Source organism: Rhodococcus sp. NPDC019050 (assembly GCF_055664235.1).
This window is the reverse complement of record NZ_JBVOON010000020.1, coordinates 65,008-88,261: the sequence shown is the minus strand read 5'-3', so window position 1 is coordinate 88,261 and position 23,254 is coordinate 65,008. Positions and strand designations below refer to the sequence as shown.

Annotated in this window: 9 protein-coding genes; 7 read left to right on the top strand and 2 right to left on the bottom strand. The window is 63.4% G+C overall.

The genetic code is table 11. From position 1 onward, the window contains the following. Positions 1 to 51: 51 nt before the first annotated feature. Together AC0B44_RS18615 and AC0B44_RS18610 are read right to left on the bottom strand one after the other, a co-directional pair. Positions 52 to 4,035 (bottom strand): DEAD/DEAH box helicase, encoded by a 3,984-nt coding sequence (locus AC0B44_RS18615; RefSeq protein ID WP_471904285.1) that lies wholly within the window; start codon positions 4,033 to 4,035, stop codon positions 52 to 54. Then, entirely contained in the window at positions 4,035 to 7,448 is a 3,414-nt protein-coding gene (locus AC0B44_RS18610) for a hypothetical protein (RefSeq protein ID WP_471904284.1), read from the bottom strand. Before AC0B44_RS18610 ends, AC0B44_RS18615 begins: the two co-directional genes overlap by 1 nt. Before the next feature lie 959 nt (positions 7,449 to 8,407). Between AC0B44_RS18610 and AC0B44_RS18605 the strand changes: the two genes are divergently transcribed. The 7 genes from AC0B44_RS18605 to AC0B44_RS18575 are packed head-to-tail and all read left to right on the top strand — an operon-like array spanning position 8,408 to position 23,208. Next, positions 8,408 to 11,254 (top strand): helicase-related protein, encoded by a 2,847-nt coding sequence (locus tag AC0B44_RS18605; protein WP_471904288.1) that lies wholly within the window; start codon positions 8,408 to 8,410, stop codon positions 11,252 to 11,254. Between the two features lie 2 nt (positions 11,255 to 11,256). Continuing rightward, complete coding sequence (locus tag AC0B44_RS18600) at positions 11,257 to 15,840, top strand: Eco57I restriction-modification methylase domain-containing protein (RefSeq protein ID WP_471904283.1); 4,584 nt, start codon at positions 11,257 to 11,259, stop codon at positions 15,838 to 15,840. Between the two features lie 48 nt (positions 15,841 to 15,888). Further along, positions 15,889 to 17,733 carry a DUF262 domain-containing protein gene (locus tag AC0B44_RS18595; RefSeq protein ID WP_471904282.1) on the top strand — a complete coding sequence of 615 codons (1,845 nt, stop codon included), beginning with the start codon at positions 15,889 to 15,891 and terminating at the stop codon, positions 17,731 to 17,733. A 36-nt stretch (positions 17,734 to 17,769) separates the two neighbouring features. After that, on the top strand, positions 17,770 to 19,317 hold the full coding sequence (locus tag AC0B44_RS18590; RefSeq protein WP_471904281.1) for a competence protein CoiA family protein: 1,548 nt from the start codon (positions 17,770 to 17,772) through the stop codon (positions 19,315 to 19,317). Further along, positions 19,308 to 21,449: a hypothetical protein gene (locus tag AC0B44_RS18585; RefSeq protein ID WP_422423064.1), complete on the top strand. Its 2,142-nt coding sequence runs from the start codon at positions 19,308 to 19,310 to the stop codon at positions 21,447 to 21,449. The genes AC0B44_RS18590 and AC0B44_RS18585 overlap by 10 nt, the downstream gene beginning before the upstream one ends. Then, entirely contained in the window at positions 21,446 to 22,546 is a 1,101-nt protein-coding gene (locus tag AC0B44_RS18580; protein ID WP_471904280.1) for a hypothetical protein, read from the top strand. The genes AC0B44_RS18585 and AC0B44_RS18580 overlap by 4 nt, the downstream gene beginning before the upstream one ends. Further along, positions 22,546 to 23,208: a DUF6308 family protein gene (locus AC0B44_RS18575; RefSeq protein ID WP_471904279.1), complete on the top strand. Its 663-nt coding sequence runs from the start codon at positions 22,546 to 22,548 to the stop codon at positions 23,206 to 23,208. Before AC0B44_RS18580 ends, AC0B44_RS18575 begins: the two co-directional genes overlap by 1 nt. Positions 23,209 to 23,254 lie beyond the last annotated feature (46 nt).

Here is a 23,254-nt window from a genome sequence, read left to right as displayed (position 1 = left end):
ATAGCCGGTGGACTTCAGAATGGGGCCCAGTCAACCGAGGGTAGACAACAACTACAGTTCGCATAGCCGGTGGACTTCAGAATGGGGCCCAGTCACTGTTCCCACATCGGCGGCATTGGCGTCCGCGACGAACCCGTACTCGGGAATGACGAACCGTTTGAGTGACGTGAACGGTTCCTGACACCCGCCACACACTTGACCGGCGTCGAGAGTATGTGCTGCTTCGAACCTGTCGCAGTTCCGGCACACCCGGTACTCGAACTGCTCGAGTTCGCGCTTCGGCACCCGGTGGATACCGCGCGAAGTCCAGACCTTTCCTCCCGCGACAATCTGATTTCCGGGAGCGTAGTCGTAGATTGCCTGACTCAGGTCGCGGGACAGTTCGAGGTTTCGCCCGACCGGCTCCTGACAGTGCTGGGTTCTCAGTTCGACGGTGTCTACCGGGAAGCCGTACTTCGGCAGAATGTTCTTGTTTGCAAGGAATCCGAGCAGTTGGCGCTCATCGATGGTGCGCAACGTCTTCTGCAGGTGTGCGGCGATCCCGAACTGTTCCGCATTCTTTGCTTCCTCGATCAATTCGCGGAAGGTCTGGAAGTCGTTCTCCACGTCCTTCTCGACCTTGTCCAGCAGGTCAGCGAGGTACTGGACCCATGCGTCGTTGTCGACCCCGATCTGCTCCCGCACCTCCGGAGGGAGAATCCGACGAAGGTCTTCCCGCATCTGCTCGGGTACCGGGGTGAGGAAATCCTTCACCATCGCGGCGGGAGAAACACCACCCTCGGTCTCCGCGCGGAAAAACTGGCCCGCCCGGGTCCAGGGCTTGCCGGTGGCTTCGACGCCGTGCCGGAAGTAGGCAGCCAATGCGACAGAATGCGCATGTCGTCGACCGATTCGCTCGTTCTCGATGGGGATCCACGGGATCCGCATCTGACCGGCAATCATGGATTTCGGGTCCTGGAACTTCGACAGGTCGTGTGAACTGCGTTTGGCGTAGGTCAAGACGAGCGCTGCCGAGGCGGCTCGACGGCCGGCGCGGCCCGCTCGCTGCACGTAATTGGCTGTCTTGGGAGGCATATTGCGCATCACCACGGCTTGCAGATCACCGACGTCGACGCCGAGTTCGAACGTAGTCGAGCATGAGAGAACGTTAACTTTGCCGTCGATGAACTCTCGCTGAATCTCGGCCGCCTGCCGCGCCGTCCATTGCGCGGTGTGCTCCTTCGACCTCAGAGGTGCGGGATTGAGAGTGCCGTAGATGTTCCGGTAATGGTTGGTGTCACGGTCGAGCCGAGGAACCTCGTATGCGAGAAGCTTGCCCGTGCAGGTGGTGTTGGGGCACACCCCTCGCACGTTGAAGGCGGTGATGCGCCGACATGTGTCGCACCGATGCCAGGCACAGTCCATCCCGTTGTGAACGGCGAGCCTGGTGTGGTCGATTTGATAAGCATCTGCTTCGAACTTGTCGGGCTCGTGCTTGACGAACCTGTTGTCCAGAAGAAAACGCCAGCAACCGTCGAGCACCTTGGTCGAATCCATACCCTTGTCGAGTTCGGCCAAGACCTTGGACATGAATCGGACCCGATTGTTCGTGCCGTTAGCGCGGCCGCTGGGAAGCCAGGACAGCACCTTGCTCTTGGGGTTGGAGCCCACGCGGGTGATTCGGATCCGCATGTTGCGGGGTTCGAAACGTTCACTGCGGATATCGACTTCATCGAGGAGGTTCACCGCACCCTGCATACGAACGGTCTTGAGCAGTTCATCGATGAGATCCCACGCCTCGTCCTCCTCCAGCCCGAGTTGAGTGAGCCCCCGTGGCACGGTGACGTTGGCGCGCGACACCGCCACGCGCATCAATCCCAGACCTTCGAGGGACTGTTTGTGGTCCATGGTCATGAGTTCACCCATGACCCATTCGTTCGCAGCCTTCTCCATCACGACGCGTCCGGCAGTCTGGGGGAAGTGATGCGCCGCCTTGGCTTTCTTCTGCGCGATGTACGCGAGGTCCTCGACCGTGAGGTCGTCGTCGGCATATTTACGGTCCTGCAACGCCATGGTCAGATACCGGCGCTCGAGAAGACGTCCGTACGTTCGTCCCAGATACGGTGCCGCGAACGCGGAGGCTTGGCGGGAGTCCGAGAACATCAGGAGCTTACGACCTTCACCGACCTCTTTGACCGTCTCGTCGGTCGCGGCCGGCAAATGCTGGTACAGGGTTGTGGTGATTACCGACGGCGCGGCATTCACATCCGTCCGTAAGCGACGGATGAGCTGACGTGCGCTGCCCCCACATTCGGTGCATGTGCTCATTACCTTCTTGGTTCCGCGATGTTCACGCACTCTTCGAGATTCGCCGCCGGGGCAGTCGCCGATCGGGCACATACCCTCCATGTCGCTCAGCAGCCCGCAACCCGTGCACAGGTATCGGATACCCGATTCAGAAGTAGCGGTGCTGTCGCCCAAAGTTTCCTCGTCCTCGTCCACACTGGTGTCCGGCGCGTCGGTGAGGACCAACCACTTCACCGAGGAATCTTCCTTGACACTGGGAACGAAGAACTTCCCGTTCTTGCGGATGGAGACGTCACCGGCCAGATGGACGGCACCGCACCGCTGGCATGTTCCGAATTCGAACATCGCGCGGCCGGTCGTCGGATCGATCTCGTGCCGACCCAGCAGAACTGTCGGCTCGTCGTCACCGAAGCTGACGTAGGCACCCTCGGTAGCTCGCACAAACATGTGATACCGAGCAGACAGAACGGGATTCCCACTCGCGTCCGTCACTGAGGAGCCGAGCGTGACAAGTGCCTGCAGCTTGTCGCCTGCGCGTGGATCACCGGACCACAGGCGATCTGCGAGCGCGAATGCGTCGAGCGGCCCCTCGGCCAGGGTTTCGCGCAGGGACACGATCGTCTTCTCCGTGTGAAGCGCCTCGGCGGCGTCACCGTCCGGCGATCGAGACCCGAGTTCCGTCAGATCGGCACCCTGTCCGGACCATTCGGTCAGTTCGTCGTCGGTCATCTGCCAGGTGGCGGGCTCACGCCGTTCCAGGCGTGTCGGCGTGACCAGGTCCTGACGAGCAGGATCGCCTTCCACGAACTCGAAGTCCGCCTGGAACAGGTTGCGAGCGAAAGTCATCGCCTCGTCCGGCGCGCCGTGGAGCGAGGCAGACGTGGCAATGCACTGCAGGGAGGTTTCGGGCGCGACGCGCTGCCTCAGACGACGCAGCAGTAGGGCTACCTCGGACCCCTGCGCACCGTCGTAGACGTGGGCCTCGTCGAGAGCGATGAACTTCCAAGTGCCGGCATACGGCCCGTCGAAGAGGTCGAGGTCTGCGGGTCGCAGTAGGAGGTATTCGAGCATTGCGTAGTTGGTGAGAAGGATGTGCGGTGGATGGGTTCGCATCTCCTCCCGGCTGAGAAGTTCGTTGGCACACCGCTCCTGGCCCGGGTTTGTGGCCCGGAACAGACTCTCTGCCTTGTCGGTGTACTGCTCGGTCTCACCTGTATATCGGCCGAACGTGATATCGGGAAGGTCTTTCAGCATTCCGCGCAGGCGCTTGAGCTGATCATTGGCGAGTGCGTTCATCGGGTACAGAAGAAGTGCGCGCACACCGGGTCCGAGCGTGCCCGCCTCACGTTCGGCGATCAACGAGTTGATGATCGGGAGCAGGAAGCTCTCGGTTTTACCCGAGCCGGTACCGGTACTGACGACGATGTTTCGACCGGCGGTGACCTTGCGGATGGCCCGTTCCTGATGTTGGTAGAGCGGCCGCTGCAGATCTTGGGCCTTGTTGTACAGGGCAGCCAGTCCGGGTCGCAAGATCCCTTCATCGATGAGTTCGGGGATCGACTTCCCCGGCGCGTACGGCGGGGTGAGCTCGAGCAGCGGCCCCTTCGTCAGCAGACGAGTGTCGTCGATGGCTGCGTCGAAAGCCGCCGCTATCGCGGGATCACTCGGCCCCAGTAGCGTTTTGAGATACCGCTTGTACGTCTCATCGATCTGCCGCGCGGTGAGCAGGGGGTCGAGACGATCCGCCATCAGTTTTCTCCGATCAGGTCGCCGTGGAGGGCGTAGGTTACGAGGGCTTCGGAAATGAGCAGATCCGTCATCACCAGTGCTGGGCATAGTCGAGCCATGGCTGCCCAGGATTCTTCGAAGTCGGCCGTCACAGGTGAGTGCCGAAGCATTCCATGGGCCTTCATACGGGCGAGCACCGCAAAGGTCAGCGATTGCAGCGACAACAGCATCCATCGATGTCGTCCTGTGTCGACGCCCTGGAGCTTTTCGTTACGAGCGGCCACCTCGCGGTAGATCTGCCCCCGGGTACGCCTGATGATGTCGAGTGAACGGGCCGTCGCGGAGGCAAAGGAGGGCGACCATCCTTGCGCCATCCACGTCGCGCGATGGTGGAATGCGTCGATCACGGCGCTGACGCGGGTGTCCTCGTCGAGAAGCGCTCCCGGCACAAGGCGCGCATGCTCGAAGATCTCCTCGACCTGCGAGCCGGGCAGCCTGTCGAGCAGCACGGTGTCCTTCTCGAAAACACCGCCGTAGAGATCAGCGGACCTCCCCCTGGACAGGACTTCGATCAGCGTTCTGCCCCCCTTGTCCTCGAGATAATCGAGCGTCTCGGCGCGTTCCGCGTCGACGTCGTGCCGACGCTCGTACAGCGAAGGCAGGTCGGCAATTTCGATCATGCACCCGGCCCAGGGATTGGCGTGCAGATCGTTGAGTGTGAAATCCGCCGCGTAGCTTCGGTACACCAAACCGGTGCGGATGAGAAGCGACATCATCTCGGGCTGCGGAATCGTGCTGCTACCCAAAGCCTCGAGTGCTACTCGTGGATTCTCGGTAAGGATACGGCCGAGCGCGGAACGAAGTTGTTGTGTCTGGACGTCTTCCGAGTCCTGCGGGAGCAGTGCGAGCGCGGACCACACCTCGGGCATGCTCACCGCGTCTGCCGGCGCGGGTCCGGCTCCTGCCAGGAACCGCGACAGGTTGTCACGTTCGTGCGACGGATCGTGCATCCAGCCGGGTTGGTGCGCCTCGAGTGCGGAACTCTGCGGCCAGGACGGCGGCGTGACCGTGGTCCATGGATCGTCGACGAATACTTCGGCGAGCAACGGCCCCGCGTCGACGTGGGTTTCGGGCATTTTCGCGCGACCCTCGACAACCTGAAGGGTCAGAACCGGGCGCCACGGCGCCGTCCGAGCCCACAGATTGACCGCGAGATCCTCCTCGCCGGCCGGGTTCTCGAGGATGAGCATCCCGTCGTGGACGACGATTCCGGTGCACAGTGCCGCCGGCCGGACGTGTACCAGAACCACTTTCGTCGTGCGACCGTATTCGTCGTCGATGAGCGCGACGATCCGGCACTGCCCAGCGTTTCGCGCGGCATCGAAGAAGACACGACTGGGAACCTGGAAGTAATCGTAGTGCGGTGTTTCCGGTGTGACGTCCTTGATCAGCGCACCATCGCGAGACTCGAGCTGGAAAACCGCGGCCTCCGCAAACGGAACATGCAATGCGAGGAGCCGATGTTCATCGAGCTCGGCCGGTGTGAGGACCGAGGCTGCAGTGCGCCACTGTGCGGGGGCGCCCATCGGGTCGGCTCGCATCTGGACGTGCGGCGGCGTGAGTCGCAACCGGTACGTGCGTTCACGCTGCGACACGGTGATGAGCTTGTCGCGGTCACCTGCCGCAAACTCGACGCGCGGATGGGGCACCACGAGGTCCCATTCGCTCGACACCTGCGCGGTCACCGGGATCAGACCGCCGGTAGCGGGGAATCTGAACGGCCTCGTGTACTCGACGGAGATGCCCTCGGCAAGGAATACCTGCAGACGCAGGTCGTTACCGATTGGACCCGACACCTGGACGTCGAACATGCCGAGGACAGCGTCCTCTATCGGTTCGAACGGGTCGACTACAAGTTCCTCGTCCGCGCCGGAAACTTCGGTATCGACAAGCCAACTCGACGTGTCCGGGCGCTTCACGCGGATCCGCCATACGACTGCCTGCTTGCCGGAGTTGGCCGGCAACGTGACTTCCGGGCGCGATCCATACACGGTCAGTCCGTTGAGGGTTTGCAGTCCGTCGACGACGACCCCGTGTTCGAATGTCGGCGTCGCGGCATCACGCACGGTGCGAACCCCACCAGGCGCTCGCGTGCCCCGTCGCGTGAGCACGATCGAACCGGAGGTGGAGAGGTCGAGCTCAGCGGCAGACCAGCCCGTCCAACCGACCGGCGAGTCGGCCGGGAAGGTCGGCATGAGCGTCATTCCGGTACCGACGTCGACAACCTGCGCGTCGCTGGGGTACAGAGCGAGAACACAACTGCGCGGGAGCGCGGAGTGCCGGGGAATCCACCGTCCGTCGGTGTCGAAGACCAGCAGAGGGTCGTCCTTGTCGACAACGGGTATCTGGGTGGATTCGTCGCTGGGCTGATGCTGCAGCATGATTTCGCGAACCGGACCCGGCACCGGCACCGGAGTGGGTGGATGTTCCTCGTCAGCTCGCACGCCCCAGCCAGGCTCGGCGAGCGCTTCCCTGGTGACGCCGTCGAACGACAAACGCCATGGCACCTGAGGGTCGACATCCGGGTACGGCACTTCGACGACAACCTGCCGGTCGAGCGGCAGAAAAGCAATGGTCGGCTTGCGACGCCGTCGCATTCGAGCCACGACAGGACGAGGTCCACTTCCGAACGGACGGTCACGCAGCAACTCGATCAGTTTGTCGAGCAGCAGCGTCGGCAGGCCGGTGGTGGACGTCTCCAGGTCGAGATCCGACGCTGCCCACCCCTCGGTGTTCACAGTGAATCCGACGAACTCGATGATGCGATTGAGAATGTCGACGGCGAGCTGATCACCGTAGAGGATGAAGTTGCGAACGGGGACATCGAGCGAGTTCATCCGATGTTTCTTTCCCGGTTCGCGCAGCCACTCGATGACCGTGGCACCGGTGACCTCGGTGCCTGCGACCATGCGCTCTTCGAGGAGATCGATGATGTCGCGCATGCAGTACACCGGGAACCCGGCATGCAACGCCATCAACTGCACGTAGTCGCTCCTGAGTTCCGGGAACTTACGCAGGCCGAAGCGTGTGAGCAAGCGATCCAGAGACTTCCGTAGGGCTTGCTCGAAGGACTGCTCACGTGGCAGGTCGAGACGCGCAAAGAACTCGTCCCAGTACCGATGCTGCTCGTAGCCGAGGGCTGCCTGGCCGACGAGGATCGCGAGGGTGAGCGCCGGGTACTTGGCGATCACCTGTTCCGGAGGCGCCGCGAGGCGCAACATCTCTGCGGCCTGCCGACCGTACATCTCCTGAGTTCGACGAATCTCGTCCTCGTCCAGATTGATCTCGACGACCAGGGACGCCTTCTCCAACCGGCGCGTGATCTCGAATTCCTGGTCGGACAGCCACTGCTGCCGGAACGACACCCCGCTCACAGATCCCCCACTCCCTGACGCACCTTCCGGCACCCCCGCGCATGCAATCGAACAGACCTCGCGAACCGGCCATATAACCGGTGTTTCGTTCGAGAACGTAAAGTTGATACATCACACTTTGGCAACAGCGGTGAAGTGCCGCCCACCGGCGTGAATGAGGTGCCCGAGTCGACGCCGTCCGACCCCGATCGTGTGGTCCGATTCTGCGATATCACCGCCGTCAGGGCGACGAGCTAACGTCACCTACTCTTTCGGCGATAGGGACTACGTTCGACTCGAGGGGTTGTGAGGCCGGACGGAAGTCCGACGTCGTTCACGTGGAAGCTCGAGGATTGTGGTGCCGAGTTGCAAGGTCAAGTGGTCGCACCTACCGCCATCCCTTTTTCATAACCTGGACAAGGAACTACTCGGCAGAGACGATCCGGGTGTAGGCGCGACCGACGCGCTGCGAACGGTCGACGGCGCCCGGCCCACGGTCGAATTCCTCCGCGAAGCGTGGCCCACGCGTAGAGAACCGTGGCTCGGAACGAGCACGGAACTTCGTCGCCGGATCCCGGAAACGCTGCGGGAGGCTCGCCACAAGAGGGGACTTCCGAAAGGCGCCCGAACTCGAACGGCGGACCTCGGGATTCCGAGGAACGCGACAACGCTCCGGGAAATCGTACTCGCTGAACTCATGGCCTCCGGCGAATCGTACCGGCCTGACGAGCATGACCCTGTAACGACGATCGACCTGCCCCCAATGGGAGCACCTGCCAGACCGCGCGAGAAGATCACCACGTCTCGTTACCGACCTGAGCAACACGACACCATGGACGGTGCCGGCACCGTTTCCCCAACGGGCCGCAGATCGTCGAACACACCAGAAAGTGGGGAATCGCGTGACCACGTTGAATTCCGCTGAGCAGTCCGTGCTGGATCCGGCCGCGGACCTCAACGTTGCGCCCGGCTCGATAGTCGTGGTCCGAGACGAGGAATGGCTGGTCACTCAGGCCGAGCAGGGCTCCGACGGATGGCTGGTCCGCGTCCGCGGCCTTTCCGAACTGGTGGCCGACACCACTGCGGCGTTCTACTCGAGTCTGGATGACATCCGGGTCCTCGACCCCGCGCAAGCGCACGTCGTCGCCGACGGTTCCGCCGGCTACCGCAACAGCCGGTTGTGGCTCGAGGCGCTGCTCCGCAAGACCCCCGTCCCCTACGGTGACCAATCGCTGACTGTGTCGACGCACATGCTTGCCGATTCGCTCGCGTACCAGCGCACGGCGGTGGCAAAAGCCCTCGATCCTCAACACATCCGCCCGCGCATCCTCATAGCGGACGCGGTGGGTCTCGGTAAGACCCTCGAGATCGGGATGATCCTGTCGGAGCTGGTGCGACGCGGGCGCGGCGAGAGGATTCTCGTCGTCACCCCGAAACACGTGCTCGAACAGATGCAGCACGAGCTGTGGTGCCGGTTCGCGTTGCCCTTCGTGCGGCTGGACTCGGCGGGTATCCAGAAGGTGCGGCAGAAGCTGCCGGCCACCCGGAACCCCTTCACCTACTTCAAGCGGGCGATCATCTCGATCGACACACTCAAAAGTCCCCGTTACAAGGCGCACCTCGCGCGCCAGCACTGGGACGCAGTGGTAATCGACGAGTCACACAACCTCACCAATGTGGGCACCCAGAACAACGAGCTCGCGCGGGTGCTGGCCCCCAACACCGAGGCCCTGATCCTCGCGTCGGCGACCCCCCACAACGGCAAAGAGGAGTCGTTCGCGGAATTGCTGCGGCTGCTGGATCCGACCGTGGTCGCACCTGACGGCACGTTCACCAAGCAGGACGTGGAGACACTCCTGATCCGCAGGCACCGGCACCACCCGGAAGTCGCCGCCGAGGTGGGCAGCGACTGGGCCGAACGTGCCGAGCCGGTGCACCGCCTGGTCCGGCCCTCCGCCGCCGAGGACGCGGTCGCCGCGGAACTCTCGCACACCTGGCTGCACCCGCAGTCCGGCCGATCCCCTTACTCCGGCGACACCAAGGGCCTGTTCCCGTGGACATTGGCGAAGGCGTTCCTGTCTTCCCCCGCCGCACTCGCCGAGTCCATCAAGCAGCGCCGCAGCAAACTCTCCGCGCACGACACCGATCAGCGCATCGAGTTGGAGGCCCTCGCCACCCTCGACCAACTGAACGTCAGGGCCATCAACGAGCAGGCCGGCAAGTTCGCGGCCCTCGTCGAACGTCTCCAGGAAATCGGCGTCGGACCGAAGTCCGACACGCGGGCTGTGGTGTTCGCCGAACGCGTTGCCACTCTCCGCTGGCTCACCGAGCATCTCCCGAAGATGCTGAAGCTCCGGCCCGAGAACATCGCGATGCTGCACGGTGGTCTCTCCGACGTCGAGCAGCAGGAGATCGTCGACAGCTTCAAGCTGGAAACCTCACCGATTCGGGTGTTGGTGACCGGCGACGTGGCGTCGGAGGGTGTGAACCTGCACGCGCAATGCCACCACCTGATCCACTACGACATCCCGTGGAGCCTGATCCGCATCGAACAGCGCAACGGCCGCATCGACCGGTACGGGCAGAAGCACCCTCCGGTGATCTCGTCGTTGATCCTCGAACCGTCGGACCCGGATTTCTCCGGCGACCTGCGGGTGCTCTCCCGCCTTCTCGAACGGGAGAATCAGGCGCATTCCACCCTCGGGGACGTCGCATCACTCATGGGCAAACACAGTGTGAGCGAAGAGGAATCGGCGATCCGCAACGTCCTCGCGCAAAAGTCCAGCCTCGACGAAGAGATCCGCAGCGTCGAAGAGGTCGCCGAGGGTGATGACCTGGATGCATTCTTCGCGCAGTTCGACACAGCCGACGACGACAAGGCCCAGCTCCCGGAATCGCCCCGGCAGAGCCTTTACCCGGACGACATCACCTTCCTCGACGAAGCCCTCCACGCCGCGTTCCACGACGTGCCCGGCAGCAAGCCGGAACGCGGAGGCGTCGGCTGGACGATCAACAAGGCCCATTCCATCGCGGAACTGATCCCCCCGAACGACCTGCGTCAGCGGCTCGGGCAGCTGCCGCAGAACTATCTGCAGCACGGCCGCGTACTCGAACGTCTGAAGCTGGCCACCTCCCCCGCCGTCGGCGATGCCCAGCTACGGATCGCGCGGGAGGGCAAGGGCATCAACGGCACCACCTGGCCGGAGGCGCATTTCCTCGGTCCCCTGCACCCGGTGCTGGACTGGGCCAGCGACCGGGCGCTCAGCGCACTCGGCCGCAACCAGATCTTCGTGATCCGCGGCGACGTGGACGTTCCCACGGTGCTGCTGATGGGCACCTTGATGAACAAACGCGGTCAGCTCATCTCGCGGGTGTTTTCCACCGCGGAGTTCCCCAACCCGAACAACCCCGACTTCTGCATGGTCGAAACCCGCGAGGATCTGGGCTTCCTCACCGAGGACACCGGTCTCCGGCCGGGTTCGGCGAATCCCGGACCGGTCGCCGACGCCGCCCACTACCGGGCTCTCATTCCGACCGCGGTCACGCATGCGCAGAAGGCGATGTACATGGTGCTGAAAGAGCATGAGGCAGCGGCCGAACAGCGACTGAGAGCTTGGACGAGTCGTGCGAATCGCTGGCACAGCGAGGCCGAGCAACTCGAGCTGTTCGGTGCGCAGAAGACCAAGGTGAGCAAGCTCGCCCGCCGAATCCAAGAGGAACAACGACTCGCCGATCTACTCGCGCCGACCCAGCAACTGGTACGCCCACTGTTGGTGATCGTGCCTACCGATACCCCCACCGCAAGCACCCCCGGAAAGGTCCAGTAGTCGTGGCTTCCTTCGATTCCATCGTCATTGGCGAGGACTGGATCAGCGAGCACTACTTCACCACCGATTCGGTGAAAGAATCGTTCCAGGGCAAGGTGCTCGCGCTCCGCAAAATGTGGGACGCCGAGGCCAAGGAGGAGCGCACCACGGTGCGAGCGACCTTCCTCGCCGCGTGCCAGGAACTCCAAACCCTGCTGGCCTACCTGTCCGAGAACCCGGACGGTGCGGCCGCCGCGCACGCTCTGACTCGACGCGCCCTCGGATTCCCCGGCGACCTGACCACGTTTCACGGTGAGCGTGCGGGCGCTGAGCTGGATCTCCCGGCGGCGGCGCTGCCCGGCGTCAGCGGTGTGCTGTTCCTGCAGGCACATCCGGTGGACTCCGTCGACGACCTGCTCGATCCCGACACCGGCCGGCTGATCGAACCGGCTACCGAGGAGAACAAGCAGATCGCGGCGGTGTCCAAGGTCGTCTCGGCTGCGTTCCGCACCGACCAACCCCCGGCATTCATCGTCGTACAGGCCGGGCAGTGGCTGCTGCTCGCCGAGGCCGAACGCTGGGCGGAGGGCCGCTACCTGGCAGTGGACCTGCTGGTGGTCACCGAACGACGGCACGATGCCCGCGGCGGCGAGATCGACCGTGTGGTAGCAATGTTCGGCCGCCAAGCCCTCACCCCGGACGCCGACGGCAACATCTGGTGGACGGGCGTGCTCGAGGATTCGGTCAAGCACACGGTCGGGGTGTCGAAGGATCTGCGCGAGGGTATCCGCCTGTCGATCGAGATCATTGCCAACGAGGTGGTGCGCCGCCGCGCGGCCCGCGGGCTGACGCTCGACGGTATCGACGGCCAGGAGCTGGCGAAACATTCACTGCGGTTCCTGTACCGCATCCTGTTCCTGCTGTACGCGGAGGCCTCGCCGGAGATGCGGGTGTTGCCTGCCGGCGTCCCCGAGTACGGCGAGGGCTACGGCCTGGACCGGCTGCGGGAGCTGACCCTCACGGAATTGGTGTCGCCACAGGCGAAGAACGGCACCCACCTCTACGAGTCGCTGGCGACGTTGTTCCGGCTCGTCGACCGCGGCCACACCCCACATGCCCCAGAAGATGTCTCCGACGATCCGGCACCTGGCCTCGAATTCAACCCGCTGCGCGCAGATCTGTTCTCGCGCGAGGCGACCGCACTGATCGACGACGTGGGTCTCGGTAACGAGGCCACTCAGAAGGTGCTCGAACATCTGGTGCTGTCGAAGGAATCGAAGGGACGTAAGGGTGCCGACCGCGGCTTCATCAGCTACGCGGAGCTGGGCATCAACCAGCTCGGTGCGGTGTACGAGGGGTTAATGTCGTACACCGGATTCTTCGCCGAGGAAGACCTGTACGAGGTTGCGAAGAACGGCGACCCGGAAAAAGGCTCGTGGGTGGTGCCGGCGGATCGTGCCGATCACCTGTCCGAGTCGGACTTCGTGAAGGCCATCGACGAGGCGACCGACGAGCCGAAGGCGGTGATCCACCACAAGGGCACGTTCGTTTTCCGTCTCGCCGGCCGCGAGCGTCAGCAGTCCGCCTCCTACTACACCCCCGAAGTGCTCACCCGTTTCGTCGTGTCGCAGGCCCTCGCCGAACTGCTCGATCAGAACGGCACCCGCACCACACCGGATGAGATCCTGCAGCTGACGATCTGCGAACCCGCGCTCGGATCGGGCGCGTTCGCGATCGAGGCCGTGCGCCAACTCGCTGGCGAGTACCTCAAACGCAAGCAGGAGGATTTGGGCACACTGATCGACGCCGACCAGTATCCGATCGAGCTGCAGAAGGTGAAGGCGCACCTCGCGTTGCACCAGGTCTACGGCGTCGACCTCAACGCCACCGCCGTGGAACTGGCGGAAATTTCGCTATGGCTCGACACGATGGTCGCCGGCCTGCAGGCACCGTGGTTCGGTCTGCACCTACGCCGCGGCAACTCCCTCATCGGCGCCCGACGCGCGGTGTACTCGACAGCCGACCTGACCAAGAAGGCATGGCTGACGACCTCACCGAAGGATGTGCCCCTGGGTGAGGAAATCGGTGCCGGCATTCACCACTTCCTGCTGCCGTCGCAGGGTTGGGGTGCGGTGGTCGACACTGTAGAAGCAAAGACATATGCGCCGGCGAAACGCGACGTATTGCGATTGTGGCGCAACGGAATCCGATCGAATCCGAGCCCGGCAATCAAGAAGCGCCTGTCGGCTCTGGCGCAGCGAGTGGAAACGCTGTGGGGATTCACGCTGCGCCGATTGACGATCGCCGAGTCGGAAGCTCGCCGCAACATTCACATCTTCGGCACCGACGAACCCGTGCACACACCGGCAATCACCCGCGAGGAGATCGAGAAGGTACTGAACGACGAAAACGGTGCGTACCGGCGCCTGCGGCGGGCAATGGATGCATGGTGCGCGCTGTGGTCGTGGCCGCTGACCACCGAGATCGAGCCGCCCGACTGGGATCAGTGGGTCGGCGGGCTCGAGGCGATCCTGGGTGTTCCACCGAGGGCCGGGAAGTTCGAGAAGTACGGCCAGACCAGCCTCGCCGGCGATCTGAGTTGGAGTGAGCTCGACGTCGCCGAGGACACCGACCGCACCTTCTCCCAATCCCTCCCGATCGACAAGGCACTCGACGGATTCCCGTGGCTGACCATCGCTCAGTCCATCGCTGGCACGCAAGGTTTCTTGCACTGGGAACTGGATTTCGCGCCCGTATTCGCTCGCGGCGGTTTCGATCTGCAGGTCGGTAACCCACCCTGGGTGCGGCCCGACTGGGACGAGTCCGGGGTACTCGCCGAGTTCGACCCCTGGTGGCAGCTCACCGACAAGCCCGCCGAAGCGCTCAAGCGCCGCAAGCGCGAGGAGACGCTTGCCCTCGCCGGGGCACTGGATGCGTACCTGGACGAGCGCGCCCGGCAGACCGGCATGATTGAGAATCTCGGGTCCGGCGTGGACCGGCCGATACTCGCCGGGCTCCGTACAGACCTGTACCGCTGTTTCATGGAGCACACCTGGCGCACTACCTCACCCCGAGGGATCGTAGGCCTGATACATCCCGACAGTCATTTTACCGAGCTTCGGGCGAGGGAGCTGCGACGAGAGACCTACCTACGACTTCGTCGGCATTGGCAATTCCGGAACGAACTTAAGCTGTTCAATGAAATTCAGCACACCAGGCCTTATGCCGTCCACGTCTACGGACGCGCGTCGGCCGTGAAATTCCTCCAAGGATCCTCGCTATATCATCCGGATACAGTCGTGAGGTCATTTCACCACGACGGATCCGGTGCTGCCCCAGGAGTAAAAGACGAACAGGGCAGTTGGGATCTTCGACCACACTCCGAGCGGATCGTCGATATCGGCGAATCACAGTTGGCAACCTGGGCTGCCCTCATCGACGAACCTGGCACCCCACCCGCTGAGGCCCGCATGCTGTATCCGGTAAACCGGGCCAGCGCCGAGGTGCTCGACAAGATCGCGGCCGCACCCCGAATCGGAAACATCGACTTCGAATGGACTTTTGGATGGAATGAGACCACCGACCGCAAGCTGGGGTACTTCGAATCCGCCTCCGCGGTCCCCGAACGCTGGGAAGACGTCATTTTGCAGGGTCCACACCTGACCGTCGCCACACCCTTGAATCAGGAGCCGGATACCGCTCCGGGTCGCGGACATCTGTACGAGTCAATCGATCTCGACATGATCGGCGAGGATTTCATCCCCCGTACCAATTACCAGGTCGCCAAGCCACATGACGAGTACATTGCCGCCTACCCGAAATGGCACGGCGAGCCCAGCTCGACGTACTTCCGCCTCGCGTGGCGCCGCATGGCCGATTCTGCAACGGTTCGGACCCTCCACTCCGCCATCGTCCCGCCCGGGCCGTGCCACATCCATGGCGTACTGGATGCGCATCTTCCGACCACGGTCGATCTGAGTCTCGCCAATGGTTTTTGGTCATCACTTCCCGTGGACTTCTTTATCAAGGCCGCTGGTGTCTCTGAACTCAATCAGGGCGTAATTCGTCGCCTACCCCATGTCCGCAATCACCCCCTCGAACCCCAGATGCTTCTACGCATCCTCCGCCTGAACTGCCTCGTCCGCCCCTATTCCCAGCTGTGGGAGAAGCTGTATGACGCTGAATGGACCGAGGATTCGTGGGTTCCGCACATCGGCGTGGACTACGGCGGCCGCGCAGCGCTTGGCGCGATCGGGCCTGAATGGAATTGGGCTACTCCCCTGCGCCGAGCTGCCGACCGCCGGCAGGCGCTCGTGGAAATCGACGCGATTGTCGCGATCATGCTCGGAATCACCGCAGAAGAACTCACGACCATCTACCGCACCCAGTTCCCGGTGCTGCAGAAGTACGAGCGCGATGCCCTCTATGACGCCAACGGCCGGCAACTTCCCGGCAAGCTGGCGTCCGAGTACCGCAAGAAGGGTTCTCTGAAGCCAGTCGATCTCACCGTCGGCGGGGCCACGTACGTCGAACCGTTCGTCGGCGTGGATCGCGAGCGCGACATGGAACTCGCCCACAAGCATTTCTCTTCGCTCTTGTCGGACTGATCTGTCACACTCAGCCCGCAATTCACCGCACAGAACTTTAGGAACCGAATGAGCCCCATCCAGACGCACAGTTACACCATTGTGAACGCACTGCAGGCGGCGTTCTATCGGATCCCCGACTATCAGCGCGAGTACGTGTGGACGGCAACCGAAGCGACCCAGCTTCTGGACGACATCAGCGAAAGCCTCGAAGCCGAAGGCAAGCAGTACTTCGTAGGCACGATCCTGGTGGCACCCTCACGCAGCGGTTCCGGTCTACAGGGCGACGAACTCGATGTAATCGACGGCCAGCAACGCATGACGACCTTTTTTCTCGTCCTGTGCGCGCTGCGTCGACGGTTCCTCAACCAGCCTCAGCAGCCGATGCTCGAAAGCCTGCTCGCATCGAGTTACACCGACATCCAAGGAATGACGGTGTCGCGCATGCGTCTGGTGCCCTCCTACGAGAACGCGGCCGAGTTGATCGACTTCCTTCGCGCGTTCGACGGATCCGACTCGGATCTGTCGACGAGCCTGGAAGACAAGGGCTTCCAGCGATTCGGGTCGGCCGCCCGCATCATGGAAGTGTTCGCCGCAATCTCCGAGTACCTCGATCACAATTTCCCCGAACCGGCCGACGTGGCTCGATTCTGGGGGCATCTGGCGAACAACGTCATCTTCATTCAGATCCAGACGGACATCAGCAGCGCACTGAAGATCTTCGAGACGATCAATGAGCGCGGGATCGGCCTGAACCCGATGGATCTTCTCAAGAATCTGCTTTTCGCGCAGGTCAAGCCGGATGATTTCAGCAAGCTCAAGGACAAGTGGAAGGACATCACAACACCGCTCGAACAGAACAAGCAGAAGCCTCTCCGGTTCTTGCGGTATTTCGTGATGGCGAATTACAAGATCCGTAGCGCGGACGGCAAGGGAGTCATTCGCGAGGACCAGATCTACTCGTGGTTCACCGACAAGAGCAATGCAGCGCTGGCCGGCTATTCCACCAAGCCTTTCGACTTCGTCGACAACGTGGCGACCAATGTCGACCGCTACCTCGCCTTCCATAAGGGACGCAACGCTCAGGGCGGCTCGAGCACAGCTTTGTCGAACCTCCGGCATCTCACCGGAAGTGCACTTACTCAGCATTTCGTCCTCTTGCTGGCGGGCGCTCGTCTGCGCCCTGACAACTTCGAGCATCTCGTTGCGCAGATCGAAAACTTCCTCTTCTTCTACGTGTTCACCCGTACGTCCACCAAAGAACTCGAGTGGATCCTGTCGGCCTGCGCCGACGAACTGCGCGACATTGCAGCAATCAGCGACAGCAGTGCCCAGCGCTCCGCGTTGAACAGTTTCATCGATGTCCGCTTCCAGACGACCATGACGGCCAGGCAGGACGAACTGCGCGACGCCTTGCGCCGATACCGTCTCGGATCGATCCCGAAGTACCGGTCTCGGTATCTCCTCGCGCGGCTCACCCAGCACGTGGACATGGCCTACGCCGGGGTGAAGACACGCGGACTTCTCGACCCCTACATGAATTTGGAGATCGAGCATATCCTCCCGCAGACCCCGCGCAAGGATTTGCTTACCGAGTGGAAGCTCAACAACGCCGAGGACTACGCGTCGTATGTGAACCGCCTCGGCAATCTCACGTTGCTGGAGAAACCGCACAACATCGTCGCCGGGAACGATGTGTTCGAAGGGAAGAAAGCCCTCTACACGCACAGTGGCAACTACCTGACGCGCAGCATCGCCCAGTTGAGCAGCGTCGGAAAGAACACCTCGGTTACCGCGTTGAACGCCCAACTTCGCCAGTTCGACGCTTGGGATGCAAAGTCGATCGATACCCGGACGGAACTCCTCATCGAGCTGGCCCTACAAATCTGGAACACGCACTCAGACGTCTCCTGATCCTTCGGTCTTCTGCGCGAAAGGTTCACCGCCACTGTGGAACACGCTTTCGACCTGGCGCTAGAGCGGCTGGTACCGGCCGCCGACGCCGGCCGACGCCGAGCCTACGTGTGCCCGTGCTGCTGTGGGCAGGTGCACCTACGCAGCGGGACGGAGAAGATCGCCCACTTCGCGCACAATCCGGGCGAGGGCACGCCACTCTGCGAGCAGTACCATCCCGGGTCCGGCAACTACGGGCCGCCCGGTGGGTTCTACAGCGAGGCCGGTACGCCTCTGCTTCTGCACCTGTATGAGGACGGCACCGGATGGGCGTTGTTCTTCGACCTCGAACCACTGTCCATAGCGGAGAGTCGCCGCGCCTTGCCGTCGGTTCTCGCATTCGACGGACTCGAACTGCACCGGACCGGTTCACGTCCTCGGAAACTGCGAGCAGAGTCGCTGTGGCCCGGGGCCGGTCGCACGACCGTCGCGGTCGAACCGTCACGGCAGCACACCACAGTCCGGACGGTCGGCCAGTGGCCACCGGGTATCCGACCGAATCGATGGCGAAGCACCCTGACCGGACTCGCACCGAACGGGGTGCTGTTCGTGCCCTACCGCGGCGGAACGTTCCGTCGATACGACTGGGCGACACCGGTTCACTGGGGTGACCGTGTGGTGCTCGTCGGCCCGGCTCGTTGCGCTCCACCCGGCGCGCTCGACGTCGACTCCCTGTCGACGATCTCCACTTCGGAAGGCACGTGGCATGCGTGGCTTGTTCGCCTGCCCCGAGCCTTCGACAGCACCGCCTACCGATGGCTGGGCAAGTTCGGAATCACGGTCGAGCAGCGCCGGGAAAAGACACGGATAGTGTCACCGCCCATCGAGTACGGTGCCGGCGGCGCGCCTCGCTTCCTCCTCGGAGATCCGATCGTCGTCGCGCCGTCACCTCAGGCGAGTGTTCTGGCCGCGGAATCGTACGCAACGATGAATGCGAAGAGCCTGGGACGCCGGCGGGTCGCCGGATCGGCGCCCGCGTATGCCGTCACCGCCATTGAATCTGGCGCATTACGCCTCCGGACCGACGCCGAGCGAGATGTCGCCCGGGTGGACATCGTCACTGAAGGTGATATCGAACCCGACCTTAAGGCTGCCGTCTGGTGCGTACGACATGCCGATGGTGTTCTGCTCCCCTACACGTCGCACCAATTCGCGACCCGCGAGGTGGGATTCGTCCTCCATACCGACATCCCGGCTCTCAGATTTTCCGTCACAGCAGATTTCCCCGACGATTACACCGAATCAGTTCGGTCGGCCGATTCAACCGCGGCGACCGAGTGGATCCGTCAGCGGCTCGCCGCGGCGACCGGCATCGAAATCGAGGCGGGGAATCTCGGGTTCGTCCGGCTCGAGTTTCCGCGACAGACACCTCACGGAGAGGCCGGTGCACGGCCGGTTCGCGCTCGTCGATCCAACTGGCCTGCCGCATACGCTCTCTCGTCGGACACCGATTCGAATCCAGGTGTTCCCCACTGGCAGATCGGCACGAGCAGGGCAGCTACGACCCGGATACGTCGATTGCCTAATGTGGGCCCATGGCAGTGATTCCCGGTACACGCGTCGTCGGCCAGGTCGACTACAGAAACGACCGCTTCGCCGTCGTCACGCCCGTCCACGACGACATGGGCACCGGCTGGAAACCCGCGGATCCCGACGACTACCCGACTCGGGGCAAGGTCTTCTGGTGGCAACCATGGCCCGACATCCACACAGGTTCGGTCGTGTTGTTCGAACTTGTCGAAGGAAAGGGCGAGCCGGACCACTTCGCAGTATCGAAGGCTGAGTTCCTGTGTCCGGTGCTGGAGTACGGGCTCTTCTCGTACGACGAGGCACTCGAGCGTCTGACCAGCGATCTCCAAGAGGTCAGCGAAGAAATCAAGGCCGGTAAGGACGTCTATGCGTGGTGCCGGGACGAACTACTCGTGGGGCCACTCACCCCGAGAATCGACGGGACGCGGTTCTTCATCCCCTCGGACTCCGTGCGACTCGAACGTGTTCCGTACCGCGAGGAGGAGAGCGCGATATTTCCGATGCCCAACGGCCGGTATTACTGCGCTCCCACCTCCCCGGTTACCGGGCACCTCGACTGCCGATCGGACGCGGAGGTCCTGAGAACGGCCGTGCGTGACGCGGTTGCCATCGCCGCAAAGTCGTCGACCGGCGCTCCAGGCTTCCTGGCGACCAAAGCCCTGATGCAGAAAGCTGCGGATGCGCTGCGCGAAGGCGACCGCCTCGACGATCGACAGTACAAACTCGATCGCATCGCCCGTGCCCTGAAGATCTGCAGGGAAAGCGACGAGGTACGGACGCAAGCGAAAGACATCGCCGAGGCGCTTCGAGCGCATCCGGCCATCAAGCCGGAACTCGACCGCAGCATCGCCGAGGTGCGGGAGAAAGCCATCGAGACCGCTCGTCAGGAGATCGACGGAGAACTCGAGTCCGAGAGACAGACCCTGAAGCTGTTGCGCGAGGAGGTGTCGGCTCTTCAGGCAGAACGCACTCGGATACGTTCCGAACTCGATCAGGCGAGACGGCAGTTGAGCGAGTCAGCGGACGCTGTCACCCGCCAACTCGAATCGCTCGAAGACTCGGTGACCGACCGCATCGCCGTGCTGGTCGACGGCGCTACCGATCTACTCAGCGATTCGATCCTGTTCCGTGCGCTCGGAGTGGGGTCCACCGTCGGTGGCAAGGCGGAGAGACCTACCTACTCGACGGCCAACCCGTTCACGACCGTCCGGGCACGTCCGGTTCCACAGGACCGGCCTGTGACGCAAGTACTCCAAGGTGCTGCCGACGCCGTCGGTGTCGGCTCGACCGCGCTGATCCGGCTTCATGCTGCGGCTCGCGCAGGGATCATTCCCATCGTGGCAGGCAACGGCGGTTCTGCGGCGCTGTCGGCATATGCCACCGCAGCGTTCGGCGCGCGGGTGGCAACCCTTTCCGTTGCACACGACTTCCTCCATCCTGTCGACCTCATCGGCATCCGGTCGTCCAATCCAGCGATGACGCGGATGCATACCGGTCTGCTGCTGGGTGCCGATGCAGGTGTGCGCGCTGGTGGTGCCGGCATGCTCGTGCTCGAATCGTTCAACCAGGCACCGACCGAGTCCTACCTATTGCCGTGGCTGCAGACTCCCGATCGGACCATCGTCGTTCCGCACGCGGCGCGGCAGATCGTCGGAACACCGTTCGTCACACCGCATCCGGACATCGTTGTTGCAGCGACCGCTGCTGCCGGCACCACGACAGCTCAGTTGAGCCCCGATATCTGGGGATTCGCGGTGGCGATCGATGTTCCGCACGCCGTGCCCGACTCGTTGCGGCGCGTACGACCGACGGTCATCGACCGGACACCGTTGCCGTCTGCTTCACCCCGGATACTGTCGACGATCTCCAAGATGGCGACAAAGCTCGGCGACTACTGCGAGATCGACGAGGGAGTCCTCGGCACCGCGCGCAGGTTCGCTGCCGGACTCGCGGAGTTTCAGAACGACGGAGGAGTCGTCTCCTCACTCGTGGAGTGCGTACTCGTACCGGCACTGGCCTCGAGTCTGTCCGGCTCAGAACTGACCGATGCCATCGACATCGCGCTCGAGTTCGATGGCTCGAAGGATCCGAAGCGACGCCGAGCAGTTCATCACCTCGCTCGACGTTTCCAGCGGCGGTTCGCATGATCACCGGAGCACCGCGTATCGACGAGCTTCCTCCCGGATCTGCTGCACAGCACGTGCGTAGGGCGCTCGGCCTCCCCATGGGCACTCCATCCGCCGAACTCGGCTACGAACTGCTACGTGCCGTGACATGGGCGTCGACGGGAGGTCGTGCACCGGTATCGACGCGAACGCTACTCGACCGGACCGTCGGCCTCGACGCGGCGCTCCACGACGGCGACGTCGATGCGGCCGCCCGCAGAAACGTACTCAGAGGCAGGATCGAAGATCTCGCGGGGATCGGAGATCTTGCCCCACTACCCCGCGGCCAGTGGCTGGCCGTTCCCGGGTGCATAGTGCAACTCGATGCGGCCGATCCGGACAGCCAGCTGCTGGTGAGCGGTGTACCTCTGCGCCACCTCGACACAAGGTTGCGAAGCGCCGTAGCTCCGGACGGTGCGAGGCGAATACTGACGGGACATATCAGGGCAGCAGACGTGGGTCTGCCCGTCATCGGCTTCGACGACTGGGTGCGTCGGCCTCGCCGCTCGTTGAGGGCCTGGACCGAGAGTCTTCTCACCGACAGTCTCGATGCGGTTCCGGAGGATCTCGAGGCTTCCGCCCTCCGCTTCTACGTGCCGACCCACGCACATCCCGGCGCTCGCCAGTCCGAGCGCTGGTTCGAGGCCGACCCGAGCCTTCACGGACGATATCTCGCGCGGGTGGACGCACTCGGCGGCTGGACGCAGTTCTTCGTCGCCGAGCTCCGTGCGGGGATCGTAGTCGGCGTGCGCGAACAGGATCCGCACGATGTCCGCCGGCTCATGTACGGGCTGGACCTCGAGGCCGGGAACCCGACCGTGGTCCGTTGGGCGGAAACGCAGCACGAAATCCGACTTCGACCGACGAGTCCGCTGCCGTACGCCGAGACGCGGGTGCTGACGGCGCTCGCGGAGTCACGGGCCGACAGGGGGTGGGTGCTGACCCGCCATGCCGGCACCGTCCGCCGAGTCCTGACCGACCTCGGCGTGACGCTGAAGTCCGATTCCCCACCCGTCCGGAGTACCGGCTCGGTGCGGAGAGCACCGACCATCGCTCGCGGCGTATCCCGAAGGAACTGATGAGCATGCTCACTCTGCCGCCTGCGCTTCGACACGCCGACGACGCCGCCGCCGTAGACCTGCTCCAGCAGTACTGCGGCAAGCACGACCGGGGACGCACACGTACCGGAGTGCAGTGGGATACCTGGGATTCCACCGGAACACGCACCAGGGACGTCGATGTGTTCACCGCAGACGATCTCGTGGCGGTGACGCTGTTGTCGGTCCGGGTTTCCGGTGCCGGTGCGCGGATGCTGTTGGGTGAGCGGCGTGAGGAATTCGGCGCACTGCTCACCGCGGTCGGCCCGGACCGCGACCTCGCCGACGAAAAGGACGAGATGACCCCTGCATCACCGGTGTGGCGGTTGGATGAAGCTCTGCGCACCGTGCCGAGTGTGGGCCGCACCACCGCGTCCAAGCTGATCGCGCGCAAACGTCCCCGGCTGTATCCGATCTACGACTCCGTGGTTGCGGATGTCCTTCGCACCGAACGCGCCTATCTCGAGCCGACCCGCCGCGCACTACGTGCCGACGGCTCCCAGCTGCACACCCGCTTGCTTGCCCTTCGGGATGCGGCCGGCCTCGAGAGCACCGTCCCGACCGTTCGGGTGCTCGACATGATCGCGTGGATGCACGGCAAGAACCGCCGCGCTCATCTGCCCGGTCCGGCCGGGCACCGGTAGAGGACGCGGAAATCAACGCACGGAAGGTGCGATGATCGGGTCGCAG

What these genes read in the sequence shown, in the direction of transcription:
- AC0B44_RS18615 (WP_471904285.1), bottom strand. Translation starts at nt 4,035, where the DNA reads ATGGCGGATCGTCTCGACCCCCTGCTCACCGCGCGGCAGATCGATGAG.
- AC0B44_RS18595 (WP_471904282.1), top strand. Translation starts at nt 15,889, where the DNA reads ATGAGCCCCATCCAGACGCACAGTTACACCATTGTGAACGCACTGCAG.
- AC0B44_RS18585 (WP_422423064.1), top strand. Translation starts at nt 19,308, where the DNA reads ATGGCAGTGATTCCCGGTACACGCGTCGTCGGCCAGGTCGACTACAGA.
- AC0B44_RS18580 (WP_471904280.1), top strand. Translation starts at nt 21,446, where the DNA reads ATGATCACCGGAGCACCGCGTATCGACGAGCTTCCTCCCGGATCTGCT.
- AC0B44_RS18575 (WP_471904279.1), top strand. Translation starts at nt 22,546, where the DNA reads ATGAGCATGCTCACTCTGCCGCCTGCGCTTCGACACGCCGACGACGCC.